Below are 21,744 nucleotides of genomic sequence, written 5' to 3' on the forward strand. Positions count from 1 at the left end.
GGATACAGATCAGCGATCCGCCGCATCGCGAGTCCTGGCCGCCCCTCCTCACGTCGCCGAAGGCCCGCCGCTCAGCCCAGCAGGCCGCCGATCACACCGCCTCCCCCGCTGCTGCCCCCGGAGCCTCCTGAGCCTCCCGTCGAGCCGCCGCCGCTCGTGCCGCCGGAGCTGCTGCCGCCCGTCGACGTCGGGCCCGTGGTGCCGGACGGCGGCGGCGGGGCGGGCTGGGAGCCGGTGGGCTGCTGCTGGCCGCTGCCCTGCGTCTGGCTGGGTGTGCCGGCGACCCGCCCGGTCTCCCGGACGGCCTCCTTCGCAGGCTCGGACGACGCTTCCTTCGGCTTCTGCGAGGCGCGGCTGGGCGACGGGGAGGGCTTGTCCTTCCGCGCACCCGAGGAACCGCGTTCGCCGCTGGACTCCCTGGGCAGCGGGGCGCCCGGCAGGTGGTTCGTGGGGTTCCCGTCCGGTCCCGGCACGGTGACCATCTCGGTGGAGCGGACGGCGCCGCCGAGGATCGAGCCCACGAGCATGGTGAGGCCGACGACAACGGCGGCGACGAGACCGCCGCGCCGCAGGACGCGCCTGCGCAGTTCCCACAGGGCGGACCGGGGTCCGAGGGTGCGCCACGCCTCGCCCGCGAGGCGCCCGTCGATGGAGTAGACGGGCGCGCCCGCGATGATCAGCGGTGACCAGGCGGCGAGATAGATGATGTCCGGCGTGTCGTAGACGGGGACGCTCTTCCAGCTCACGGTCAGGATCAGCGCGGCGGACAGCAGCGCGCCGACGACCGCGCCGACGCGCTGCCACAGTCCGAGAACGGTCAGGACACCGACGATGACCTGGAGGAAGGCGACGGTGAGGCCCGCGCCGACGGGGTGGCCGACCGCGAAGTCGCGCAGCGGCTCCGCGAGGGCCCACGGGTCCAGGGAGTTGAGCCACTTGACCATGGAGCCCCGGTCGCCGCCGTCGAAGTAGACGGGGTCGCAGAGCTTGCCCATGCCGGCGTAGATGGAGGTGAAGCCGAGGAGCAGGCGCAGTGGCAGGAGCACCACGCCGAGGTTCATGCGGCGGCCGGGGTAGTAGGCGTGCCGTACGGAGTCGGCGCCGTGACGCTGCGATGCGCGCCGCCCCTCGCGGGCCCGGCCCGGTACCTCGTCGTCGTACGACTCCCCGTAGGGCTCCACGTCGTACGTCCCCGCGTCGTACGTGCCGGTGTCGTACGTGCCGGCGTCGTAGGGCAGGTGACCGGAGGACGGCTGGTCGGCGGACGGCTGGTCGTACGGCGGATAGGAGTCGTAGGCGCCGACCGCCTGGCGCATGGGCGGCAGCAGCGGCCGGTCCCGGTGGCCGGGGCCGCCCGGTGCGGTGACCGCGGCCCCTTCCACCGTCTCGTCGAGCTCGATGCGCGGGATGACCTGGGTGGCGCCCGCGCTGTACATGTCGTGTTCCAGGGTGGAGTTGCGTACGGCCTGGAGCAGTCCGGTCGCGCCGGAGTCCCCGGGGGCCGACCTGCCGCTCCACACGACGGGCGCCCTGCGCCGGCCCGCCGGGCCGGAGCCGCCGAGCGGGGCGAGACGTGCGGAGTTCGCCAGGGCACGTGCGGGGCGCGGGCTCTGGGCGAGCTGCACCCGGAAGCTGGCGTGGCTGACGATGACCTGCGCGGGATCGCAGTCCACCTTGACCATGCTCAGCGCAGGCTGATCATCGAACCCGGACCGGGGCGTTCTGGTGTCCACACTCATCTAACCGAGTGACGTGTGTTTAGGGCACGGCCGTGACGGGCCCGATCTGTCCGAGACCCGTCAAGCGCTCCTTATCAACCGTTTTGCACCCCGTGGTCGTCCGAAACGTCCACTGGAAACGGCCGAAACCGCACACCTCGGTCCGGCGCCCGCCGACCCGGTCCGGCTGCGCCGTCAGGCGCGCCGCTTGGCCGCCTCGTAGAGCACCACACCCGCCGCGACACCGGCGTTCAGGGACTCCGCGCCGCCCGGCATCGGGATGCGGACGAGATAGTCGCAGGTCTCGCCGACGAGGCGGGACAGGCCCTTGCCCTCGCTGCCGACCACGATCACCAACGGCCCGCCGAGCGCCTCGAGGTCGCCGACCTCGTGCTCGCCGTCGGCGGCGAGGCCCACGACGGTCAGCCCGGCCTTCTGGTACGACTCCAGGGCGCGGGTCAGGTTGGTCGCTCGAGCGACGGGCGTACGGGCGGCGGTGCCCGCCGACGTCTTCCAGGCGCCCGCCGTCATGCCGGCGGCACGACGCTCGGGGACGACGACACCGTGACCGCCGAACGCGGAGACGGAACGGACGACCGCACCCAGGTTGCGCGGGTCGGTGACACCGTCGAGGGCGACGATCAGGGGGTCCTCGCCGTCGTCGAAGGCGGCGGCCGCGAGGTCCTCGGGGTGGGCGTACTCGTACGGCGGGACCTGGAGCACCAGGCCCTGGTGGTTCAGCCCGTTCGTCAGCCGGTCGAGCTCCGGGCGCGGGGCCTCCATGATGTTGATGTTGCCGCGACCGGTGGCGAGCTGGAGCGCCTCGCGCACCCGCTCGTCGTTGTCGATGAACTGCTGGACGTACAGGGTCGAAGCGGGCACACCGTCACGCAGCGCCTCGAAGACGGGGTTGCGTCCGACGACCATCTCGGACGTCCCCTTGCCGCCACGGCGGGCGACCGGCCTGCGGGCGGAGTGCTTCGCCTTGGCGTTGGCGACGCGGTTCTTGACGTGCCCCTTGCGTGCGGACGCGGGCGGCGTGGGGCCCTTGCCCTCGAGGCCGCGGCGTCGCTTGCCACCGCTGCCGACCTGCGCGCCCTTCTTGTTGGACGTGCGGCGGTTCCTGCGCTGGCTGTTCCCGGCCATGACTTAGACCTACCTGTTTCCGTGAAGCTCGTTCACTCGATCAAAAGTGTGTACGCAGTTGCGTCTACGTATGGAAGTGTGCCGCCCGGTCGCCCGGGCGGCACATCGCGCATGGTGCTCAGCGGGGGCCGAGTGTCCAGCGGGGACCGTCGGGGCTGTCCTCGATGACGAGCCCGGACTGGCCGAGCTGGTCGCGGATGGCGTCCGCGGTCGCCCAGTCCTTGCGGGACCTTGCCGCCTCGCGCTGCTGGAGCACAAGCCGTACGAGGGTGTCGACGACGCCGTGCAGATCCTCGCCGCGGTCGTTCTCGCCCACCCAGTGTGCATCGAGCGGGTCCAGTCCGAGAACGCCGAGCATGGCGCGCAGCTCGGCGAGGCGGGCGACGGCGGCTTCCTTGTCGTCGGCCGCCAGTGCGTTGTTGCCCTGCCGCACCGTGGTGTGGACGATCGCGAGGGCCTGCGGCACCCCGAAGTCGTCGTCCATGGCCTCGGCGAAGGCGAGCGGCACCTCGGCGGCCGGGGCGACGGGGCCCGCCTTCTCCACGACCCGCTGGATGAAGCCCTCGATGCGCGCGAACGCCGACTCCGCCTCGCGCAGCGCGTCCTCGCTGTACTCGATCATCGAGCGGTAGTGCGGGGTGCCGAGGTAGTAGCGCAGGACGATGGGCCGCCAGTTCTTGACCATCTCGCTCACGAGCACCGAGTTGCCGAGCGACTTGGACATCTTCTCGCCGCTCATGGTGACCCAGGCGTTGTGCACCCAGTACGAGGCGAAGTCGTCGCCGTAGGCCTTGGCCTGGGCGATCTCGTTCTCGTGGTGCGGGAAGATCAGGTCGAGGCCGCCGCCGTGGATGTCGAAGGCCGCGCCCAGGTACTTGTGCGCCATGGCCGAGCACTCGAGGTGCCAGCCGGGACGGCCGCGGCCCCACGGGGTCTCCCAGGCGGGCTCGCCGGGCTTGGTCGCCTTCCACATGGCGAAGTCGCGCGGGTCTCGCTTGCCGGTGATGCCCTCCTCGGCGGGCTGGCGCAGATCGTCGATGTCCTGGTTGGACAGCGCCAGATAGTCGGGGAAGGAGCGGACGTCGAAGTAGACGCTGCCGTCGGCCTCGTAGGCGTGACCGCGCTCGATGAGGCCGCGCATCATCTCGACCATCTCGGTGACATGGCCGGTCGCGCGCGGTTCGTAGGTGGGCGGCAGGCAGCCGAGGGCCTCGTAGCCGTCGTTGAACGCGCGCTCGTTCTCGTAACCGATCGACCACCAGGGGCGGTTGTGCTCCGCCGACTTGGCGATGATCTTGTCGTCGATGTCCGTCACGTTGCGGATGAACGTGACGTCGTAACCGCGGTATTCGAACCAGCGGCGCATGATGTCGAAGTTCAGGCCGGACCGGATGTGCCCGATGTGCGGGGCTGCCTGCACGGTCGCACCGCACAGGTAGATCGAGACACAACCCGGCACGAGAGGGGCGAAGTCACGGATCTGCCGGGTGCTGGTGTCGTACAGGCGAATAGTCACGCAACAAGGGTAGTGGGCGCGTGGTAGTGCCCCGCGACCGTTTCCTGCCAGGGCGTGGCATGAAGGTGACGAAGGCCACGGAGGAACGGGACTCCTGCCGCTGTCAGTCGGTCCTGACGACGAGCGCCGTCGCGATGGCGGCGAGCCCTTCCGCCCGTCCGGTCAGGCCGAGGCCGTCCGTCGTCGTGCCGGAAACGGCGACCGGCGCGCCGACGGCCTCGGACAGGGTCTTCTGCGCCTCCTCGCGGCGCTTGCCGATCTTCGGGCGGACACCTATCACCTGAATGGAGACATTGCCGATCTCGAAACCGGCGGCCCGCACGATCCGCGCGGCTTCGGCGAGCAGGGTGACGCCGGAGGCGCCGGACCACTCGGGCCGCGACGTCCCGAAGTGGGCGCCGAGGTCACCGACACCGGCGGCCGAGAAGAGCGCGTCGCAGGCGGCGTGCGCGGCGACGTCACCGTCGGAGTGGCCGGCGAGACCGTACCCGTCGCTGTCGGGGCCGTCCCACAGCAGCCCGGCACACCACAGCTCGCGCCCCTTCTCGAAGGCGTGGACGTCGGTGCCGACACCGACCAGCGGCAGGCGGAACTGCTCAGAAGCCATCGTTGGCCCTCCTCCGGGCGAGTACCGCCTCGGCCAGTACAAGATCCAGCGGGCGGGTCACCTTGAACGCCTCCTCGTGGCCGGCGACGACGACGACCGGCAGCCCGAGCTGCTCGACCATGCTCGCGTCGTCGGTGACATTGCCGGTGACCGTCTCATGGGCCCGTACGAGGGCGTCGCGGGCGAAGCCCTGCGGTGTCTGCACGGCCCGCAGCGTGGCGCGCTCGGGGGTGGCGACGACGGGCTCGGGCTCGCCCTTGGCCGCCGCTTCGACCTGCTTGACGGTGTCCGCGAGGGGCAGCCCGGGCACCACGGCGACCGCTCCCTCCCGTACGGCCTCGATGACGGCGTCCACGGTGTCGACGGGCACCAGCGGACGCGCCGCGTCGTGGACGAGGACGGTGTCGATGCCGTCGGGGAGCGCCTCGAGTCCCAGCCGTACGGACTCCTGGCGGGAGTCACCGCCGGGCACGACGAGGTAGTCGGTCCTCTCGGGCAGGGCGTGGGCGTCGAGCAGCCGCTTCACTTCGGGCGCGCCGTCGGGCGGAGCGACCACGACGACGAGCGAGACTGCGCGGGACGCAGCCATGGCGCGTACGGCATGGACGAGCATGGGCGTGCCGTTCAGCGCGCGGAGCGCCTTGGGGGCGCCGGGGCCGAGCCGTACTCCCCGGCCGGCTGCCGGGATCACGACTGCGGTGCGGTGGTGGCGCGATTCGTCAGACATCGGTTGCACTCCGGCAGGTTTGTTTCCTCGGCCGACTTGGGTATGGCCACAGCGTGCCGGGCGCGACGCCTTGACCGGACCCTTCCGTGACTGTCTGCGCCAGCCGCCCGGGCCCGGCACAGCAAAGCGTCAACAGCAGGTTTCGGACGTACCCGCTCGGGCAGGCACGACCGGGCAAGGACGACACACAACACCAGCAGGCCACGGCGACGAACATGCCGCAGCGCCCGGCGACAAGCTGGACCTCACGCAAGTGAATTCACAGCATGCCAGCGGGCACCGCGGCATTAATCATGATCAATCGTAGTGATCAATCGCGCGTCAGGACGCGAGGACCTCGTCGAGCAGAGCCTCGGCCTTGTCCTCGTTGGTGTTCTCCGCGAGGGCGAGCTCGCTGACGAGAATCTGACGTGCCTTTGCGAGCATCCGCTTCTCACCGGCGGACAGCCCGCGCTCACGCTCGCGACGCCACAGGTCACGCACCACTTCGGCGACCTTGATGACATCGCCGGAGGCGAGCTTCTCGAGATTTGCCTTGTAGCGACGGGACCAGTTCGTCGGCTCTTCGGCATACGGCGCACGAAGCACCTCGAAGACCCGGTCCAGTCCGTCCTGGCCGACCACATCGCGTACGCCGACGAACTCCGCATTGTCCGCTGGCACGCGAACCGTCAGGTCACCCTGGGCGACCTTGAGCACCAAGTAGGTCTTGTCCACGCCTTTGATCTGGCGAGTTTCGATGGCCTCGATCAGCGCGGCCCCGTGATGGGGATAGACCACGGTGTCGCCAACCTTGAACGTCATGTGACAGGTACCCCTTCCGTGGCTATCCAGGGTAACACGGATACAGCGTGTTCTGAATGGCGTTTTCGCAGGTCAGGGCATATCTCGGGGCTTGACAACAGCAACAGGAACGTGCTGCGGAAGGCATGCGGAGTGCGGTATTCGCAGGTCGGAGCGGCTGCGCGGGCGGACAGAAACGCGTACGTTACACCCCGCACAACCCCCTCCAGGGAGGTCGAACGTCCCGATTTGCCGGATTCCCGACGGTGAACTTCCCGTACTCCGTTCGGCCGCCGATCACCCGTACGGACGGACACGGCCACGAATCCCGAATTGATCACCGCCGGGTATTCACAGGGAATGCGCGACCCCCTCGGAAATTGATCACTTCGGTTATGTGAACGGCGCGCACGGAAGGCGGAGCGGAAGGCGCGACCGGAAGGGTCCGACCGAAGGCGCGACCGGAAGGCGCGAGCGGCCCGGCCGGATGTTCGCACCAGCCGCACGGGCAAAGGGGCGGGTCGGGTGCGGGGCGTGATCGACGGCTCGGTAACCTGAGCGCGGGCCGTCAGGCCCTCGGCCGGCGACAGCCGCCAGCCCGCCCCTCCCGTACACAGTCCGTACACAGAAGGAGAAGCCGCCGCCGTGAGCAGCAGCCTTCGACGCGGTGCCCTCGCGGGCGCTGCCGTCGTCTTCTCGATCGCCTCGCTCTCCGCCTGCGGTGCGGGCAACGACGCGCAGACACTCGGCGTGAAGCCGGACAACGCCGCGACGTCGGTGGACAGCCTCAAGCTTCAGAACGTCAACGTCATCACCCAGCCCGAGGCGAACGCCAAGGGCCCGGCGGCAGTCGTGCTGACGATCTTCAACGACGGCGCGAAGGACCAGACCCTCGAGTCGATCACGCTGCCCGACTACGACGCCGAGGTGAAGCTCACCCCCGCCGAGGGCTCGGGCGCCGTCACCGTCCCCGCGCAGGGCCGGCTGATCGTCGGCGGGCGGGGCAACGCGTCCGCCGTCGTCGAGGGCGGCAACGAGGCCCTGAGCAACGGCGCCGTGCGCGAGGTCGTCTTCCGCTTCAGCGAGACCGGCGACGTGAAGGTACAGGCGCTGGTCGTGCCGGCGACGAACTACTTCAAGGACTTCGGCCCGAGCGCGCTGCCGACGCCGTCCGCGGCGGCGACGCCGTCGGGCTCTGCGACCGGCACGCCGGCCGGCACCCCGTCGGGCGGCCCCGCCGGCGACGCGGCCGAGCCGGGCGACACGGAGGCGGCGGGCAGTGAGGCCGACGAACCGTCCGACGCGGCCTCCGCGTCGCACGAGGCGGATCACTGACCTCTCCCGAACAGCGAAGAAGGCGCCTGCCGGCATCCGGCGGGCGCCCTCTTGTTTCTCAGACTTCTCGTGCGTGGCAGACCTACGGCTCGAACGTTGCAGGCCTACGGCTCGAACTTGTAGCCCAGACCGCGGACGGTCACCAGGTAACGCGGCGCGCCCGGGTCGGGCTCGATCTTGGCGCGCAGGCGCTTCACGTGGACGTCGAGGGTCTTGGTGTCGCCCACGTAGTCGGCGCCCCAGACCCGGTCGATCAGCTGCATACGGGTCAGGACCCGGCCCGCGTTGCGCAGCAGCATCTCCAGCAGGTCGAACTCCTTCAGCGGAAGGTCGACCTTGCCACCGGAGACGGTGACGACATGGCGGTCCACGTCCATCCGTACCGGCCCGGCCTCCAAGGCCGCCGGCGCGACCTCCTCCGGCTCGCCGCGGCGGCGCAGGACCGCGCGGATGCGGGCGACCAGCTCCCGCGAGGAGAACGGCTTGGTGACGTAGTCGTCGGCTCCTATCTCCAACCCGACGACCTTGTCGATCTCGCTGTCCTTGGCGGTCACCATGATGACCGGCACGTTCGAACGGCCCCGCAGCTGGCGGCACACTTCCGTACCGGGCAGGCCGGGCAGCATCAGGTCGAGGAGTACGAGGTCGGCGCCGTTGCGCTCGAACTCGTCGAGTCCGTCGGGGCCGGTGGTCGCGATCGCGACCTCGAAGCCCTCCTTGCGGAGCATGTAGGACAGGGCGTCGCTGAAGGATTCCTCATCCTCGACGACGAGCACTCGGGTCACGGAAGGACCTCCGGGGCAGGAATTTCGCTGTTCTGGTCATTGGGGTCGATGCCGTAATGCCGGTCGTCGTCCTCGTCGACGCGATCCGGACCGGCGGTTGCGCGTTCTTTCGCGGCGCCCGCTTCGGGCAGCCGCAGCGTGAAGGTGGAACCCTGTCCCTCGGAGCTCCACACCGTGACCTCCCCGCCGTGCGAGGCGGCCACATGTTTGACGATGGCGAGTCCCAGGCCGGTGCCGCCGGTGGCGCGGGAGCGGGCGGGGTCGACCCGGTAGAAGCGTTCGAAGATGCGCTCGCGGTCCTTCTCCGAGATGCCGATGCCCTGGTCGGTCACGGCGATCTCGATCAGGTCCCCGCCCGGGGCGTTGACGCGGCGGGCGGAGATGCCGACGCGGGTGCGGGCCGGGGAGTAGTTGACGGCGTTCTCGACGAGATTGCCGAGCGCGGCGGCGAGCTTGCCGCGGTTGCCCCAGATCCGCAGGTCGGAGGCGGCTCCGGCCGCCATGGTGATCTGCTTGGCGGACGCGGTCTGGCGGGAGCGGTCGATGGCCTCTGCGACCAGTTCCTCCACTCTCACGGGCTCGGAGTCCTCCAGCGGGTCGTCGTTCTGCACCCGGGAGAGGTCGATGAGCTCCTGTACGAGGTTGGTGAGCCGGGTCGCCTCGATCTGCATACGGCCGGCGAAGCGGGTCACCGCCTCTGGATCGTCGGAGGCGTCCATGACCGCCTCCGACAGCAGGGAAAGCGCACCCACGGGGGTCTTGAGCTCGTGGCTGACGTTGGCGACGAAATCACGCCGGACCGCCTCTATACGGCGCGCCTCTGTCAGGTCCTCGACGAGGAGCAGGACGAGGCGGGAGCCGAGCGGGGCGACCCGGGCGGAGACGGCGAGGGCTTCGCCACGCCCGGTGCCGCGGCGCGGCAGGTCCAGCTCGACCTGCCGTATCTCGCCGTCGCGCCGGGTGTCGCGGGCCATGTGCAGCATCGGTTCGACGGCGAGCTTGCCACCGCGGACCAGGCCGAGGGCGTACGCCGCGGAGCTGGCCTTGACGACGGAGTCGGACTCGTCGAGGACCACCGCGGAGGAGCGGAGCACGGAAAGGACCGTGTCGACCCCCGGCGGAAGCACGGCGTCGGTGTGGAGCGATGTCCTGGTGGGTCGTTTCTGTTCGCGCTCGCTCCAGCGGAACGCCAGCACGGCGATGACACCGGTACACAGCCCGGCGATCGCTGCCGCTGCGGCCACCGCCGCGTTCACGTCCATGCATTCAGGTTATGCGTGGTCGGGGGCGCTCTCCCAGCCAAACGGGTGGCACCTCGAACAGTCGTCGCTCAGAGTTCACCAAGGGGAAAGTGCCGGTTCATTTGGGATGGAGCCGACGGACTTCTGTCGCCCTGAACGTGGGAGCGTGGAGTTCGAGCCCCACCCGGACCCGGCCGCATCAAGAGAGGGACACCCATGCGTGACGCGTACCACGAGGAACTGGACTCGATCGGCGAGGGCCTGGTCGAGATGGCCCGGCTGGTCGGGTCGGCGATCGGGCGCGCCACCACGGCCATGCTCGACGCGGACCTCAAGCTCGCCGAGAACGTGATCGCCGGCGACCAGAAGGTCGACGATCTGCAGCACGACCTGGAGGCCAGGGCGATCGCGCTGCTGGCCCGGCAGCAGCCGGTCGCCACGGATCTGCGGATCGTGGTCACCTCGCTGCGCATGAGCGCCGACCTGGAGCGCTCGGGAGACCTGGCCCAGCACGTGGCCAAGCTGGCCCGGCTGCGCTTCCCCGACCGCGCCGTCCCGAACGACCTGCACGCCACGATCCTGCAGATGGGACAGCTGGCGCAGCGGCTGATGGCCAAGGCGGCGGAGGTCATCATCACCAAGGACGTCGACCTGGCGCTCCAGCTGGAGCATGACGACGACGAGATGGACCTGCTGCACCGGACGCTCTTCCAGCACCTGATGGACGACCGCTGGAAGCACGGCATCGAGACGGCCGTCGACGTGACGCTGCTCGGCCGCTACTACGAGCGGTTCGCGGACCACGCCGTGTCGGTCGCGAAGCGCGTGGTGTACCTGGTGACGGGTGAGCACGCGGACGAGATCCAGCAGCAGACCGCGGTGGAGGGCGCATAAGGGAGCCCACGGCGCGTACGGGGGGCGCTTGCGCGTGTGCGCCGTTGATGCGCCCGTCGGGGCGGGCGTCCAATGGGCGAGGCGGCATTCCCGTACGCCCCTGAGGAGGACCCATGGCCGAATCCCCCACGACCGAGCCACGACAGGAAGCCTCGCCCGAGGTCGTCTTCCTGCCGGTCCTCCGCGCCTGCGGCTGCGGCTCCGGCTGCGGCTGCGGCTGCCAGTCCGGCGCACCCTGCCAGTGCGGCGGCTGCTGCGGCTGACGCCCCAGGCGTCCTCCTTCTTGTGCAGGCGGTCCGTCACCGTGGACAGCACGAAGGCCCCTGATCTGCACCGTATGTGCAGATCAGGGGCCTGATCGCTGCTCTTACTTCTTCTTGCCCTGGTTCTTGACCGCCTCGATCGCCGCGGCGGCCGCCGTCGGGTCGAGGTAGGTGCCGCCCGGCTTGACCGGCTGGAAGTCGGCGTCGAGCTCGTAGACGAGCGGGATGCCGGTGGGGATGTTCAGGCCGGCGATGTCCGCGTCGGAGATGCCGTCCAGGTGCTTGACCAGAGCGCGCAGGCTGTTGCCGTGGGCGGCGATCAGGACCGTGCGGCCGGCGAGCAGGTCGGGGACAATGCCGTCGTACCAGTACGGCAGCATGCGCTCGACGACGTCCTTGAGGCACTCGGTGCGCGGGCGCAGCTCGCTGGGGATGGTCTGGTAGCGCGCGTCGTCGGACTGGGAGAACTCCGTGCCGTCCTCGAGGGCCGGCGGCGGGGTGTCGTACGAGCGGCGCCAGAGCATGAACTGCTCCTCGCCGAACTCGGCCAGCGTCTGGGCCTTGTCCTTGCCCTGCAGCGCGCCGTAGTGGCGCTCGTTCAGCCGCCACGAGCGGTGGACCGGGATCCAGTGGCGGTCCGCGGCCTCCAGGGAGAGCTGCGCTGTGCGGATGGCGCGCTTCTGGAGCGAGGTGTGGAGCACGTCGGGGAGCAGGCCGGCGTCCTTGAGCAGCTCACCGCCGCGGACTGCCTCCTTCTCGCCCTTCTCCGTCAGGTTGACGTCCACCCAGCCGGTGAACAGGTTCTTTGCGTTCCATTCGCTCTCGCCGTGGCGGAGGAGGATCAGCTTGTACGGTGCGTCGGCCATGCGGACGAGCCTAATCGACTCCTCCTGGGCGCCGCGCGGCTGCCCGAGGAGCGGACTCGGTTGACGGTCCCCGTCAATTCAGTGGCGGCCGGGAGACCCGGTTAAGTAAGTTGCGGATACTGAAAAGGGTCATTACAGCGTGGGGGGCTCCCGTATGTCCATCGCTTCGCTCAGACGCGCAGCGCTCCAGACCGTGTCGGGTTTGCCCAAGGGCTTCTGGTGGTTGTGGACATCGACGCTGGTGAACCGTACCGGCGCGTTCGTCCTCACCTTCCTGTCGCTCTATCTCACGCAGGAGCTCGGCTACTCGGCCTGGTACGCGGGTCTTGTCATCGCGCTCCACGGGCTCGGCGGTGTGGCCGGCTCGCCGCTGGGCGGGATGCTCACCGACCGGTGGGGGCGGCGGCCGACGATGGTCTCGATGCATCTGGCCGGAGCGGCGTGCGCCGCCGCCCTGGCCGTGGTGAGCAGCGCCTGGGGGATCGCGGTCGTCGTCCTGCTGATGGGCGTCGCGATGCAGGCCGTGCGACCGGCGATCAGCGCGATGATCGCGGACATGGTGCCCGAGTCGGAGCTGCGCCGGGCCTACGCGCTGAACTATTGGGCGCTCAATCTCGGCTTCGCCGTCGCCGCTCTGGGCGGCGGCGCAGCGATCTTCCTCGGCTACCGGACGCTGTTCGTCGTGGACGCGCTGGCGACGGCGCTCTGCGCGCTGATCGTCTTCCTGCGGCTGGCCGAGACCCGGCCGAAGGCACGGGTGGACGCCGTCACCGGGGCGCCGGCCGACCAGCAGGTGACCGTGCTCGACGTGTTGAAGGACGCGCCGTTCAGGACCCTGGTGCTGCTCAACCTGCTGGTGTGCCTCATCTTCACCGCCCCCTGGGTGGGGCTGCCGCTGACCATGGCCGGTGAGGGGCTGTCGGCCGACTCGTACGGCATGGTCATCGCCGTGAACGGCGTGGTGATCGTCGCGCTGCAGCTGCTGGTCAACCGGATCACGGACAAGCGCTCGCCGGCCGCTCTGCTCACCGTGTCCTCGCTGCTCTTCGCCGTCGGCACCGGTGCGACGGCCCTGGCGGGCACCCCTCTGATGTTCGCGGCGACGGTGGTGATCTGGACGCTCGGTGAGATGGTGCACGTGCCGACCAACGCGGCGGCCACCGCTCGTCTCGCTCCGGCACACGCACGTGGCCGTTACCAGGGCGTCATGGGCATGTCCTGGGCCGTCGCGGGCTTCGTCGCCCCGGTCCTGGCCGGCTGGGTGGTGGACGGCCCCGGCCCGGACGTGCTGTGGATGGGCTGCGCGGTGATCGGCGTCGTGGCGGCGGCGGGGTACGCCCTCCTGCTGCGGCGCGCACTGGCCGAGCACAGCGGACAGGGGGAGGCGGAGGCTGTCACGGACGCCGCGGAGGTGGCCGCCAAGGCCATGCCGGAGAGCACACGGACCACGGCACCGACCACGGCACCCGCCAACAGCTGACGGGGCGAACGGGCGGGGCGCGGTCTCACACGCGTCCCGCCCGCCCGTCACCACCCGCCTTCACCGGCCGCCCGTCACCACCCGCCTTCACCGCACCGCCCGTCACCCGCGCCCCCGGGGCAACAGCGCGCACAGGAAAGCGACGGCCAAGGCGATGGCGTCCCGTGGCAGGCCCACGCGCCGCAAGGTCAGACGCGCAGTGCGCGCTGCGCCTCGTACAGATTGGCAGGGCGGACGGCGCCCGGGGAGCCGTACGCCTCCAGCCGGGAGTTGAGGGCGCCGGTGAAGTCCGGCACGTCGGTCTGGTCGAATTCGCGGACCGTGCTGATGGCGACGGTCGCGCTGTACGGCGCAACCTCGTCGATCTTGATCAGTCCGGCGCGTTCGTTCATGACGGTGACGTTCCAGTGGGCGAAGCGGGCGCCGTAGAGCGGACCGGCGCTTGCGTCGCCGCCGTGGCGGCCGTTGTTGTTCACGGTGATCTGCGTACGTACGCACGCGAACGGCATCCCGCGATGGGTGTCGAAGGTGCCCATCTCCATCACACCGCGCGACCAGACGTTGTAACTGGACAGGCCCTCGACGTTGATGCCGTGGAGCTGTGTCCCTTCGGGCGCGGGACGGGTCCGCTCCGCGACGGTGAAGTCCTCGACGAGGTTGTCGTGCGAACCTTCGCGGCAGAAGTACGGGTGGTGGGAGCCGCGTCCCTCGACACGGGTGCGGCGCAGCGTGCAGGCGGAGGCGGCGACGAGGCCGAAGCCGTTGTCGACGTGGCGCACGGTGATGTCGTCGGCCCAGCAGTCGTACGCGCACTGGAAGGTGACGCCGTTGTAGCCCTTGTCGAGCAGGTGCTTCGACTGGGGCGTTTCGACGGCTTCCAGGGTGAGGCCTTCGACGCCGGAGCCGGTGAGCGGGGTGACGAGAGTGGTCATCCGCGGGTCCCAGGCGGGGCGTACGTCGAGCGGGAGCGGGCGTTCGAAGGTGACCCGGTCGCGTTCGACGGCCGTGACGCGCACGGGCCATTCGTAGGGGACATAGGACGTCAGCTTGGTTTTGTCGTCCCAGACGTAGGAGGCCGTGCCCTCACCGCCGCCTGCCATGTGCGCGAGCAGGGTGTGGTCGGCGTCGTCGGCGAGGCGGAGCATGACGAGCTGTCCGCGGCGCAGTTTCGAGGCGTCGGACACGGTGACGGACCAGTCGCCACGGCGGGCGGGTCCGACGGTGGCGAGGGTGGTCCACTCGTCGCGCTGGTTGCCGGTCCAGCCCTCGAAAGGCCACGCCCGGTTTCTGATGGCGTCGGTGAGGGACGCGTAACGGTCCTTGGGGCAGAGCCAGATGAGGCCACCGGCCCACGACCAGGAGGACTTGTCGCCGCCGTAGCGGGAGCCGTACGCGCCGATGAGTTCGGTGAGGTTCCTGGTGGCGAGCAGGGTCGTGCGGCCACTGCCGGCGCCGCGCAGGACGACGTTGCTGTGTCCGATGCGGATCACGTCGTCGACGCGGTACGTACCGGCGGGGACGAGGACCGTGCCGCCGCCGCGTTCTCCGACAGCGGCAACGGCACGGTTGATCGCGGCCGCGGAGTCGGCGGAGCCGTCCCTTCTGGCCCCGTACGCAAGGACGTTGGCCTTGACGGGCAGGCGCGGGAGGCCGCGCGCTCCGGCTCGCTGCCCGGCCCTTCCCACGTACGGAATCTGGGGGTGGGTGCGTGGGGTGCGGCGGTACTCGCCCCAGAGCGCGGGTGTGGTGGCGCCGGGGCGGTGGGCCGCGCGCGGGGCGGCTGCCGCCGGTACCGCGGCGCCGCCCGTCGCCAGGGCCGCCGCGACGGCCGTGGCACTGCCGAGCAGGGTGCGTCTGCTGAGGGCGCGCTGATCGGTCCCCATGAGCCCACCTTCCATGCATGTGAACGTAGTTCATATCTGAGTCGGCGGCGAGCATGGCACGACGCCCGGGCTCGCGGAAGGGGTCGCGTAGCCCGGGTACGGAAGAACGGAGGGTGTCAGACGGTCACTTGGCAGGTCGCTGGGTCAGATGAGTGAACGCGTCCAGGTTGCGCGTCGATTCGCCGCGCGACACCCGCCACTCGTACTCCCTGCGGATCGCGCTCGCGAAACCGAGTTCCAGCAGGGTGTTGAAGGAACCGTCCGCCGCCTCGAGGATCGTGCCGAGCAGCCGGTCCAGCTCCTCCGGCGTGACCACGGAGAGCGGAAGCTTGCCGACGAGATAGATGTCGCCGAGACGGTCGATCGCGTAACTGACGCCGTAGAGCTTGAGGTTGCGCTCCAGCAGCCAGCGGTGGACCGCGGCGTCGTTCTCGTCGGGGTGGCGGATGACAAAGGCGTTGATCGAGAGCGAGTGCCGGCCCACGAGCAGCGAACAGGTCGTGGACAGCTTGCGGGTGCCCGGGAGTTTGACGACGTAGGAGCCCGCGTCCGGACTCTCCCACTCGAGGTCCGCCTCCTTGAGGGCCTGTTCGACGACCCGCGTCACCTGCTGCACGTCAGCCATGGGGCGAGCGTACGTCAGTGGGGTCCCCCGCCCGCGTGCGGCACCGCAGACCGCCAGGGGGCCGGTCAGTGGTGGGTGGCCCGCACACGGCGACGGTGCTCGTGCATGGCGGCCTGGTAGACGTCCGCCGTCGCCGTCGCCGCCGCGTCCCAGCCGAACGACTGCGCGTGCCGGGCGGCGGCCGCACCCATCCGGTCCGTCAGCGACGCGTCCCGTACGAAGCCGCCCAGCACGTCCGCGTAGTGCACCGGGTCGTGCCCCGGCACGAGGAAACCGGTCCGCTCGTCGCGGACCGCGACCGGCAGACCGCCCACCGCGGCCGCCACCACCGGCGTGCCCGCGGCCTGCGCCTCTATGGCGACGAGCCCGAAGGACTCGCTGTACGAGGGCATGACCAGCACGGAGGCGGCACGGAACCAGTCCGCGAGCTGCTCCTGGCCCACCGGCGGCCTGAAGTGGACGACGTCCGCGATGCCGAGCTTGGCGGCCAGCTTCTGCAGGCCCTCCGGCTTGGCGAGCCCACTGCCGCTGGGGCCCCCGACGACGGGGACGAAGATACGGCTGCGCAGGGACGGGTCCCGCTCCAGCAGGACCGCGACGGAGCGCAGCAGGATGTCGGGCGCCTTCAGTGGCTGTATCCGGCCCGCGAAGAGGGGGATGAACGCCTCCTGCGGGAGCCCGAGGCGGGCGCGGGCGGCGGCGCGGCCGTCGGCGGGACGGAAGAGGTCCAGATTCACGCCCGGGTGGACGACGGCGACCTTCGCCGGGTCGGCCTCGTAGAAACGGACGAGTTCGTCGGCCTCCTCCGCGGTGTTGGCGATCAGCCGGTCCGCGGCGTTCACGATCTGGGTCTCGCCGATCACGCGCGTGGCCGGCTCCGGGGTGTCGCCGTCCGCGAGCGCGGCGTTCTTGACCTTGGCCATGGTGTGCATGGCGTGCACGAGCGGGACGCCCCATCGTTCGGCCGCGAGCCAGCCGACATGGCCGGAGAGCCAGTAGTGGGAGTGGACGAGGTCGTAGTGGCCGGGGCGGCGGGCGGCCCACGCCTGCATCACGCCGTGGGTGAAGGCGCACAGCTGGGGCGGCAGGTCCTCCTTGGCGAGGCCCTCGTAGGGTCCGGCGTCGATGTGCCGCACGAGGACGCCGGGGGCCAGCTCGACGGCGGGCGGCAGCCCGCCGGAGGACGACCGGGTGAATATCTCGACCTCGACATTGATGGCGGCGAGGCGCTTGGCGAGTTCGACGATGTAGACGTTCATGCCGCCCGCGTCACCCGTGCCCGGCTGGTGCAGCGGGGAGGTGTGGACGCTGAGCATGGCGACCCTGCGCGGTTTGCGGTGGCCGCCGGGAAACCGGATACGCGGTGCCATCCGGCTGCTGCCGAGGCGGGACACGTACTGGCTCACGTCGGCGGTCCTCTCGCTGCGGGCACGGCAAGGTGCGGGGCAAGCGGTCCCGCACAGGCTCACAACAGCGGAGTGCGCGCTTCCATTTCCCGGCCGGAGTCACTTTGCCAAATCATTACCGTCGGTCGCCGCCGCGACGCTTGCGCCCGCGGAGCACCGGGCGGACCGGGTCCGGTACGCCGCGGTCCGCCCGGCCCCGGTCCGACCGCATACCCTCACTCCCATGAACCGCCCCGTCGGGACCGCGACCCGCGGGACGACCAACCCCAATCGGCTGCGCCGCATGGACCGCTGGATCGCCGCGACGCACGGCCCCGCCCTGCGCAGCAGCTCCACCGCCCCCGTCGCCGTCGACCTCGGGTACGGGGCGGCCCCCTGGACCGCCGTCGAGCTGCTGGAGCGGCTGCGCACCGCCGACCCCCGGTGCGAGGTCGTCGGCATCGAGATCGACCCGGCGCGGGTCACCGCCGCGACGCCGTACGAACGCGACGGCCTCACCTTCCGCCACGGCGGCTTCGAGGTGCCGACGCCGGACCGGCCCGTACTCATCAGGGCCGCCAATGTGCTGCGCCAGTACGACGAGGCCGAGGTCGCCGTCGTGTGGCGGAGGCTGTGCGGCCGGCTGGCTCCCGGCGGGCTGCTGGTGGAGGGCACCTGCGACGAGATCGGGCGGCGCCACGTGTGGGTGGCGCTCGGGCCCGACGGCCCTCGGACGGTGACGTTCGCGACCCGGCTCGGCTCACTGGAGCGCCCCTCCGACCTGGCCGAGCGGCTGCCCAAGGCGCTGATCCACCGCAATGTGCCCGGCGAGCCGGTGCACGCCTTTCTGCGGGACTTCGACAGGGCCTGGGCCGCGGCCGCGCCGTACGCCTCGCTGGGTGCCCGGCAGCGCTGGATCAAAGCAGTGGGGGACCTGAAGGCCGACTGGCCGCTGACCGACGACCGGAGGCGGTGGCGGCAGGGCGAGGTCACGGTGAAGTGGGCCGCACTCGCACCCAATTCGGGGTGAACGGTGCCACGAACGGGTGAACGAAACGAACAGGGGAACGCACGGGGCGCGTTGCTCGTCAGTGGAATGGGGATGAGCGGCAGGCGCGCTGCGGGGCGGGGTGAGCTACGGGGGTGATCTGCGCGCCGATCTGCCGGTCGGCCCTGTCGTTTTTGCGTGCGCCATGGCACCATCACGACGTCACACACAAGTTACTGACGGTTAATCACATTCGGGCGTTCCTGACGCCTTGAATGCCAGGCGTTTGTCCGAAGGGGGAGTCGTGAACCGACGCCACTGTGCCACTGCCGCGATCACCTTGGTCTGCGCTCTGACCCTGCTGGCGTTCCCCGGCCCCGCCTTCGCGGCCCCGGAGCCGGCCCCGACGACTCCGGCGTCCGTCACCAGGCCGGGCGCGCCCGCCCCGCCGGCACCGGGCCAGTCGCTCGAGCAGGTGCGCCTGGAGATAGACGCCCTCTACCGGCAGGCCGCGTCCGCCACCGACGCGTACAACCTCGCGGAGGAGCGGACGGAGAAGCAGTCCGCCGAGATCGTGAAACTGGCGCAGGAGATGGCCAGAGGCCGAGCCAGGATCGAAGAGCTGAAGAACCGCGCGGGCGCCGCCGCCCGTGCCCAGTACCGCGGGGGCGGCCTGCCGCCCGAGGCACAGCTGGCGCTTGTCGACGACCCGCAGCTCTTCCTGGACGGAGTGGGCCGCATCGAGCAGGGCCACAAGGCCACCAAGGACCTCATCACCGAACTGACACGGACGCAGGCCGACTTGGCGACGTACACCAAGGACGCCAGCGCGCAGTGGGAGAAGCTCGAGGCCACCCGCGTCAAGAAGGAGAAGGCCAAGAAGGAGCTCAAGGAGCGGATCGCCGCGGCCCAGAAGCTGGAGGACCGGCTCGAGAAGCAGGAGCTGGCAAGGCTGCTGGAGCTGGAGAAGCAGGCGCAGTACCAGGCGCAGACGGCCTGGTTGAACTCCGGCGCGCTCAAAGGCATCAGCGGCAAGGCAAGCAAGCAGGGCCTGAAGGCGGTCCGGTTCGCGACGCAGCAGCTCGGCAAGCCGTACGTGTGGGGGGCGGAAGGGCCGGGCTCGTACGACTGCTCTGGGCTCACCTCACAGGCCTGGGCGGCTGCGGGGCGCGGTATCCCCCGCACTTCTCAGGAGCAGTGGCGACTGCTGCCCCGCATCGACATCAAGAACATGCGGCCGGGCGACCTGATCATCTACCACTCGGACGCCAGCCACGTGGGCATGTACATCGGCGACGGGGCGATCATCCACGCGCCCCGGCCGGGGCGGAACGTGACCATCGCGGGTGCGGGCTCGATGTCGATCCTCGGGGTCGTACGACCGGACAAGTGAGGCCTTTGGGGTGCCCGGCCGGGCGGCCGGGCGGCGGCCCGGCCGGGCATCCGCGCGGGTGCGGCGCGAGATCCGTGCAGGCGGCACCGCCGCGCGCGACGCGTACCCCTGCTCACGCAGGTGACGCCCGCATGGCGCGGACGCCTTCGTGAGTGACGTGCGCCATGCAGCGACAAGTGACGTGCGCCACGCGGGGAATGGGGCGAAACGGTCAGTCGGGGTGACGTTCGTCATGGGTCAGGTGCCAACTACGCCCCCATGCGCGGCATATGCCAACCGGTCTTCCACGATCGCCATTCCGTTCGACCGCCGCATACCGCTATGGTCCCCGTCTGGCGGGACGTCGATCGTCGTCCTGCCGTGCCCTCGGGGGGAGGGAAGGAACAACACCGATGCCCGTACCCGTACCGCGACAGAGGAACATCCCCGTCGCGGAGACCGCCCCCGGCGGAGCCGGCGGCGGCGACCTCACCCTGCTGGTCATCGAGGACGACCCGACGGGCACCTTCAGCGTTCCCGAACTGCTCGACGCCTCCGGGACCCGCGTCCGTATCCGCACCGCCCGGAATCTCACCGAGGCCGAGCGGCTGCTCACGGACGACGTCCACTGCATCCTCGTCGACCTCGCGCTGCCCGGCCGCGCCCAGGACGCCCTGGGACCGCTCGAGCACGTCCTGCGCCTGGCGCCCCGCCACGCCGTGCTGGCGCTGACCGCGTCCGGCGACGCGGAGCTGGCCGCCGAGGCGGTACGCGTCGGCGCCCAGGACCACCTCGTGCGCGAGGAGCTCGACGGACGCCTGCTGACCCGCGCCGTGCGGTACGCGGTGGAGCGCAAGCGGGCCGACACCGCCCAGGTGAAACTCGCCGAGTCCCGGCTGCGCGCCCAGGAGAACGCACGGCTGGAGCGCGGCCTGCTGCCCACACCCCTGCTGGAAGGCTCGGACCTGCGTTTCGCGGCCCGGTACCGCCCCGGGCGCTCGCGCGCGCTGCTCGGTGGCGACTTCTACGACACCGTCCGCACCCCGGACGGTACGGTCCACGCGATGATCGGCGACGTCTGCGGCCACGGGCCGGACGAGGCGGCGCTCGGCGTGGAACTGCGCATCGCTTGGCGAGCGTTGACCTTCGCCGGCCTGTGCGGCGACGACCTGCTCTCCACCCTCCAGCAGGTGCTGGAGCACGAGCGGGAGAGCGAGGAGATCTTCGCGACGCTCTGCACCGTCGACATAGCGCCCGACGGGCGGCGGGCGGGGCTGTGCCTGGCGGGCCACCCCACCCCGCTGATCACCCGGCACGGCAGGGCGGCGCAGCTGCTCCCCTACGACGACGGCGGTCCGGCGCTGGGTCTGCTGCCGCGTGCCCGCTGGCCGCGCCGGCAGGTGGAGCTCGGCGGCTCGTGGAGCCTGATGATGTACACGGACGGGCTCATCGAGGGCCGCCAGGGCCCGGACACCAAGCAGCGGCTGGGCCAGGACGGCATGGTCGCCATGATCAACCGGCAGCTCGCCACCGGCCTGGACGGCGAGGACCTGCTGGAGGCGGCTGTCGGCGAGGTGCGCGAGCTGAACGGCGGGGAGCTGACGGACGACGTGGCAGTACTGCTGCTGAGCAGGGACGGCACCCGCCCCTGACCGGTGACGGGTGCCATGTGCCCAGCGGGTGCCAGTCCCCAGCGGGTCACGCAGCCGGTGCCGAAGCCGGTCGCGAAACGGGTCGCGACCGCTTGGCGGGCGTCACCGGCCGCCGTTGTAGGGCCCGTACGGTCCGTCGCTGCTCGAGCCGCCGCGGCGGCCGCCGCCCCCGGAGACCTGCTGGAGCGCGGGGCGGACGTCGACGAAGAACACGATCGAGGCGATCAGGCCGGCGATCGACAGGAACAGCATGGGGACGAAGAGGTTCACCGCCACCGCGACACCGAGGATGACCAGCCAGAACGGCTTGGTCTTCTTGTCGGCCGCGCGGTAGGCGTCCTCGCGGGCCATGGCTGCCATGACCAGGGCGGCCACGGACGTGACGAGGAAGACCAGGTTGACGATCATCCAGAGCCCGAAGTCGAACTTGTCAGCCAGCATCCTCAGCACCGCCTAGTGAGTGGTTTGTGTCGCCTCG

General features: G+C 70.7%; 20 protein-coding genes. 7 read left to right on the forward strand and 13 right to left on the reverse strand.

What is annotated here, in order from left to right; translation table 11 throughout:
* Positions 1-71 precede the first annotated feature (71 nt).
* From ABZ070_RS08985 to ABZ070_RS09010, 6 genes are all read right to left on the reverse strand, one after another.
* The gene (locus tag ABZ070_RS08985) at positions 72-1,682 is read right to left on the reverse strand and encodes a DoxX family protein (protein ID WP_356631528.1); all 1,611 of its coding nucleotides are present in this window, start codon (positions 1,680-1,682) and stop codon (positions 72-74) included.
* 231 nt (positions 1,683-1,913) lie between these two features.
* On the reverse strand, positions 1,914-2,864 hold the full coding sequence (gene rlmB / locus ABZ070_RS08990) for a 23S rRNA (guanosine(2251)-2'-O)-methyltransferase RlmB (protein WP_356631530.1): 951 nt from the start codon (positions 2,862-2,864) through the stop codon (positions 1,914-1,916).
* A gap of 118 nt (positions 2,865-2,982) precedes the next feature.
* Entirely contained in the window at positions 2,983-4,380 is a 1,398-nt protein-coding gene (gene cysS / locus ABZ070_RS08995) for a cysteine--tRNA ligase (protein ID WP_356631532.1), read from the reverse strand.
* Between the two features lie 103 nt (positions 4,381-4,483).
* Positions 4,484-4,987 carry a 2-C-methyl-D-erythritol 2,4-cyclodiphosphate synthase gene (gene ispF, locus ABZ070_RS09000; RefSeq protein ID WP_356631534.1) on the reverse strand — a complete coding sequence of 168 codons (504 nt, stop codon included), beginning with the start codon at positions 4,985-4,987 and terminating at the stop codon, positions 4,484-4,486.
* Entirely contained in the window at positions 4,977-5,714 is a 738-nt protein-coding gene (gene ispD, locus ABZ070_RS09005) for a 2-C-methyl-D-erythritol 4-phosphate cytidylyltransferase (protein WP_356631536.1), read from the reverse strand. The genes ispF and ispD overlap by 11 nt, the downstream gene beginning before the upstream one ends.
* 321 nt (positions 5,715-6,035) lie before the next feature.
* Positions 6,036-6,518, reverse strand: coding sequence for a CarD family transcriptional regulator (locus tag ABZ070_RS09010; protein ID WP_003953493.1), 483 nt, complete (start codon positions 6,516-6,518; stop codon positions 6,036-6,038).
* Between the two features lie 624 nt (positions 6,519-7,142).
* Between ABZ070_RS09010 and ABZ070_RS09015 the strand changes: the two genes are divergently transcribed.
* Positions 7,143-7,832, forward strand: a complete 690-nt coding sequence (locus tag ABZ070_RS09015; RefSeq protein WP_356631538.1) for a DUF461 domain-containing protein — start codon at positions 7,143-7,145, stop codon at positions 7,830-7,832.
* Between the two features lie 104 nt (positions 7,833-7,936).
* Here the strand turns inward: ABZ070_RS09015 and ABZ070_RS09020 are convergent, their stop codons facing one another.
* Together ABZ070_RS09020 and ABZ070_RS09025 are read right to left on the reverse strand one after the other, a co-directional pair.
* Complete coding sequence (locus ABZ070_RS09020) at positions 7,937-8,617, reverse strand: response regulator transcription factor (protein ID WP_037622332.1); 681 nt, start codon at positions 8,615-8,617, stop codon at positions 7,937-7,939.
* Positions 8,614-9,879 carry an ATP-binding protein gene (locus tag ABZ070_RS09025; protein ID WP_356631540.1) on the reverse strand — a complete coding sequence of 422 codons (1,266 nt, stop codon included), beginning with the start codon at positions 9,877-9,879 and terminating at the stop codon, positions 8,614-8,616. The genes ABZ070_RS09020 and ABZ070_RS09025 overlap by 4 nt, the downstream gene beginning before the upstream one ends.
* Positions 9,880-10,074: 195 nt before the next feature.
* Here ABZ070_RS09025 and phoU point away from each other — a divergent pair, with 195 nt between their 5' ends.
* Together phoU and ABZ070_RS09035 are read left to right on the forward strand one after the other, a co-directional pair.
* The gene (phoU, locus tag ABZ070_RS09030; protein ID WP_356631542.1) at positions 10,075-10,752 is read left to right on the forward strand and encodes a phosphate signaling complex protein PhoU; all 678 of its coding nucleotides are present in this window, start codon (positions 10,075-10,077) and stop codon (positions 10,750-10,752) included.
* 113 nt (positions 10,753-10,865) lie between these two features.
* The gene (locus ABZ070_RS09035; protein WP_356631544.1) at positions 10,866-11,015 is read left to right on the forward strand and encodes a hypothetical protein; all 150 of its coding nucleotides are present in this window, start codon (positions 10,866-10,868) and stop codon (positions 11,013-11,015) included.
* A gap of 104 nt (positions 11,016-11,119) precedes the next feature.
* Here the strand turns inward: ABZ070_RS09035 and ABZ070_RS09040 are convergent, their stop codons facing one another.
* Positions 11,120-11,881: a phosphoglyceromutase gene (locus ABZ070_RS09040; RefSeq protein ID WP_356631546.1), complete on the reverse strand. Its 762-nt coding sequence runs from the start codon at positions 11,879-11,881 to the stop codon at positions 11,120-11,122.
* A gap of 193 nt (positions 11,882-12,074) precedes the next feature.
* Between ABZ070_RS09040 and ABZ070_RS09045 the strand changes: the two genes are divergently transcribed.
* Entirely contained in the window at positions 12,075-13,361 is a 1,287-nt protein-coding gene (locus ABZ070_RS09045) for an MFS transporter (protein ID WP_356631548.1), read from the forward strand.
* 188 nt (positions 13,362-13,549) lie between these two features.
* On the opposite strand, the gene ABZ070_RS09050 is transcribed toward ABZ070_RS09045, so the two are convergent.
* From ABZ070_RS09050 to mshA, 3 genes are all read right to left on the reverse strand, one after another.
* Positions 13,550-15,244 (reverse strand): glycosyl hydrolase family 28-related protein, encoded by a 1,695-nt coding sequence (locus ABZ070_RS09050; RefSeq protein ID WP_356631550.1) that lies wholly within the window; start codon positions 15,242-15,244, stop codon positions 13,550-13,552.
* A gap of 124 nt (positions 15,245-15,368) precedes the next feature.
* Positions 15,369-15,869, reverse strand: coding sequence for a YbjN domain-containing protein (locus ABZ070_RS09055; protein ID WP_356631552.1), 501 nt, complete (start codon positions 15,867-15,869; stop codon positions 15,369-15,371).
* A 65-nt stretch (positions 15,870-15,934) separates the two neighbouring features.
* Positions 15,935-17,275 carry a D-inositol-3-phosphate glycosyltransferase gene (gene mshA / locus ABZ070_RS09060; protein ID WP_356631554.1) on the reverse strand — a complete coding sequence of 447 codons (1,341 nt, stop codon included), beginning with the start codon at positions 17,273-17,275 and terminating at the stop codon, positions 15,935-15,937.
* 223 nt (positions 17,276-17,498) lie between these two features.
* On the opposite strand from mshA, the gene ABZ070_RS09065 reads away from it, so the two are divergent.
* The 3 genes from ABZ070_RS09065 to ABZ070_RS09075 all read left to right on the forward strand — a co-directional run bounded on the left by ABZ070_RS09065 (position 17,499) and on the right by ABZ070_RS09075 (position 21,266).
* Positions 17,499-18,284: a class I SAM-dependent methyltransferase gene (locus ABZ070_RS09065; protein ID WP_356631556.1), complete on the forward strand. Its 786-nt coding sequence runs from the start codon at positions 17,499-17,501 to the stop codon at positions 18,282-18,284.
* 262 nt (positions 18,285-18,546) lie between these two features.
* Complete coding sequence (locus ABZ070_RS09070) at positions 18,547-19,635, forward strand: NlpC/P60 family protein (RefSeq protein WP_356631558.1); 1,089 nt, start codon at positions 18,547-18,549, stop codon at positions 19,633-19,635.
* A gap of 392 nt (positions 19,636-20,027) precedes the next feature.
* Complete coding sequence (locus tag ABZ070_RS09075; RefSeq protein ID WP_356631560.1) at positions 20,028-21,266, forward strand: fused response regulator/phosphatase; 1,239 nt, start codon at positions 20,028-20,030, stop codon at positions 21,264-21,266.
* A gap of 102 nt (positions 21,267-21,368) precedes the next feature.
* Here ABZ070_RS09075 and ABZ070_RS09080 read toward each other — a convergent pair whose 3' ends face one another.
* Positions 21,369-21,707, reverse strand: a complete 339-nt coding sequence (locus ABZ070_RS09080; protein WP_356631562.1) for a DUF2516 family protein — start codon at positions 21,705-21,707, stop codon at positions 21,369-21,371.
* Between the last annotated feature and the right edge of the window lie 37 nt (positions 21,708-21,744).

Source organism: Streptomyces sp. NPDC006283 (genome assembly GCF_040613325.1).
Lineage (GTDB): Bacteria > Actinomycetota > Actinomycetes > Streptomycetales > Streptomycetaceae > Streptomyces.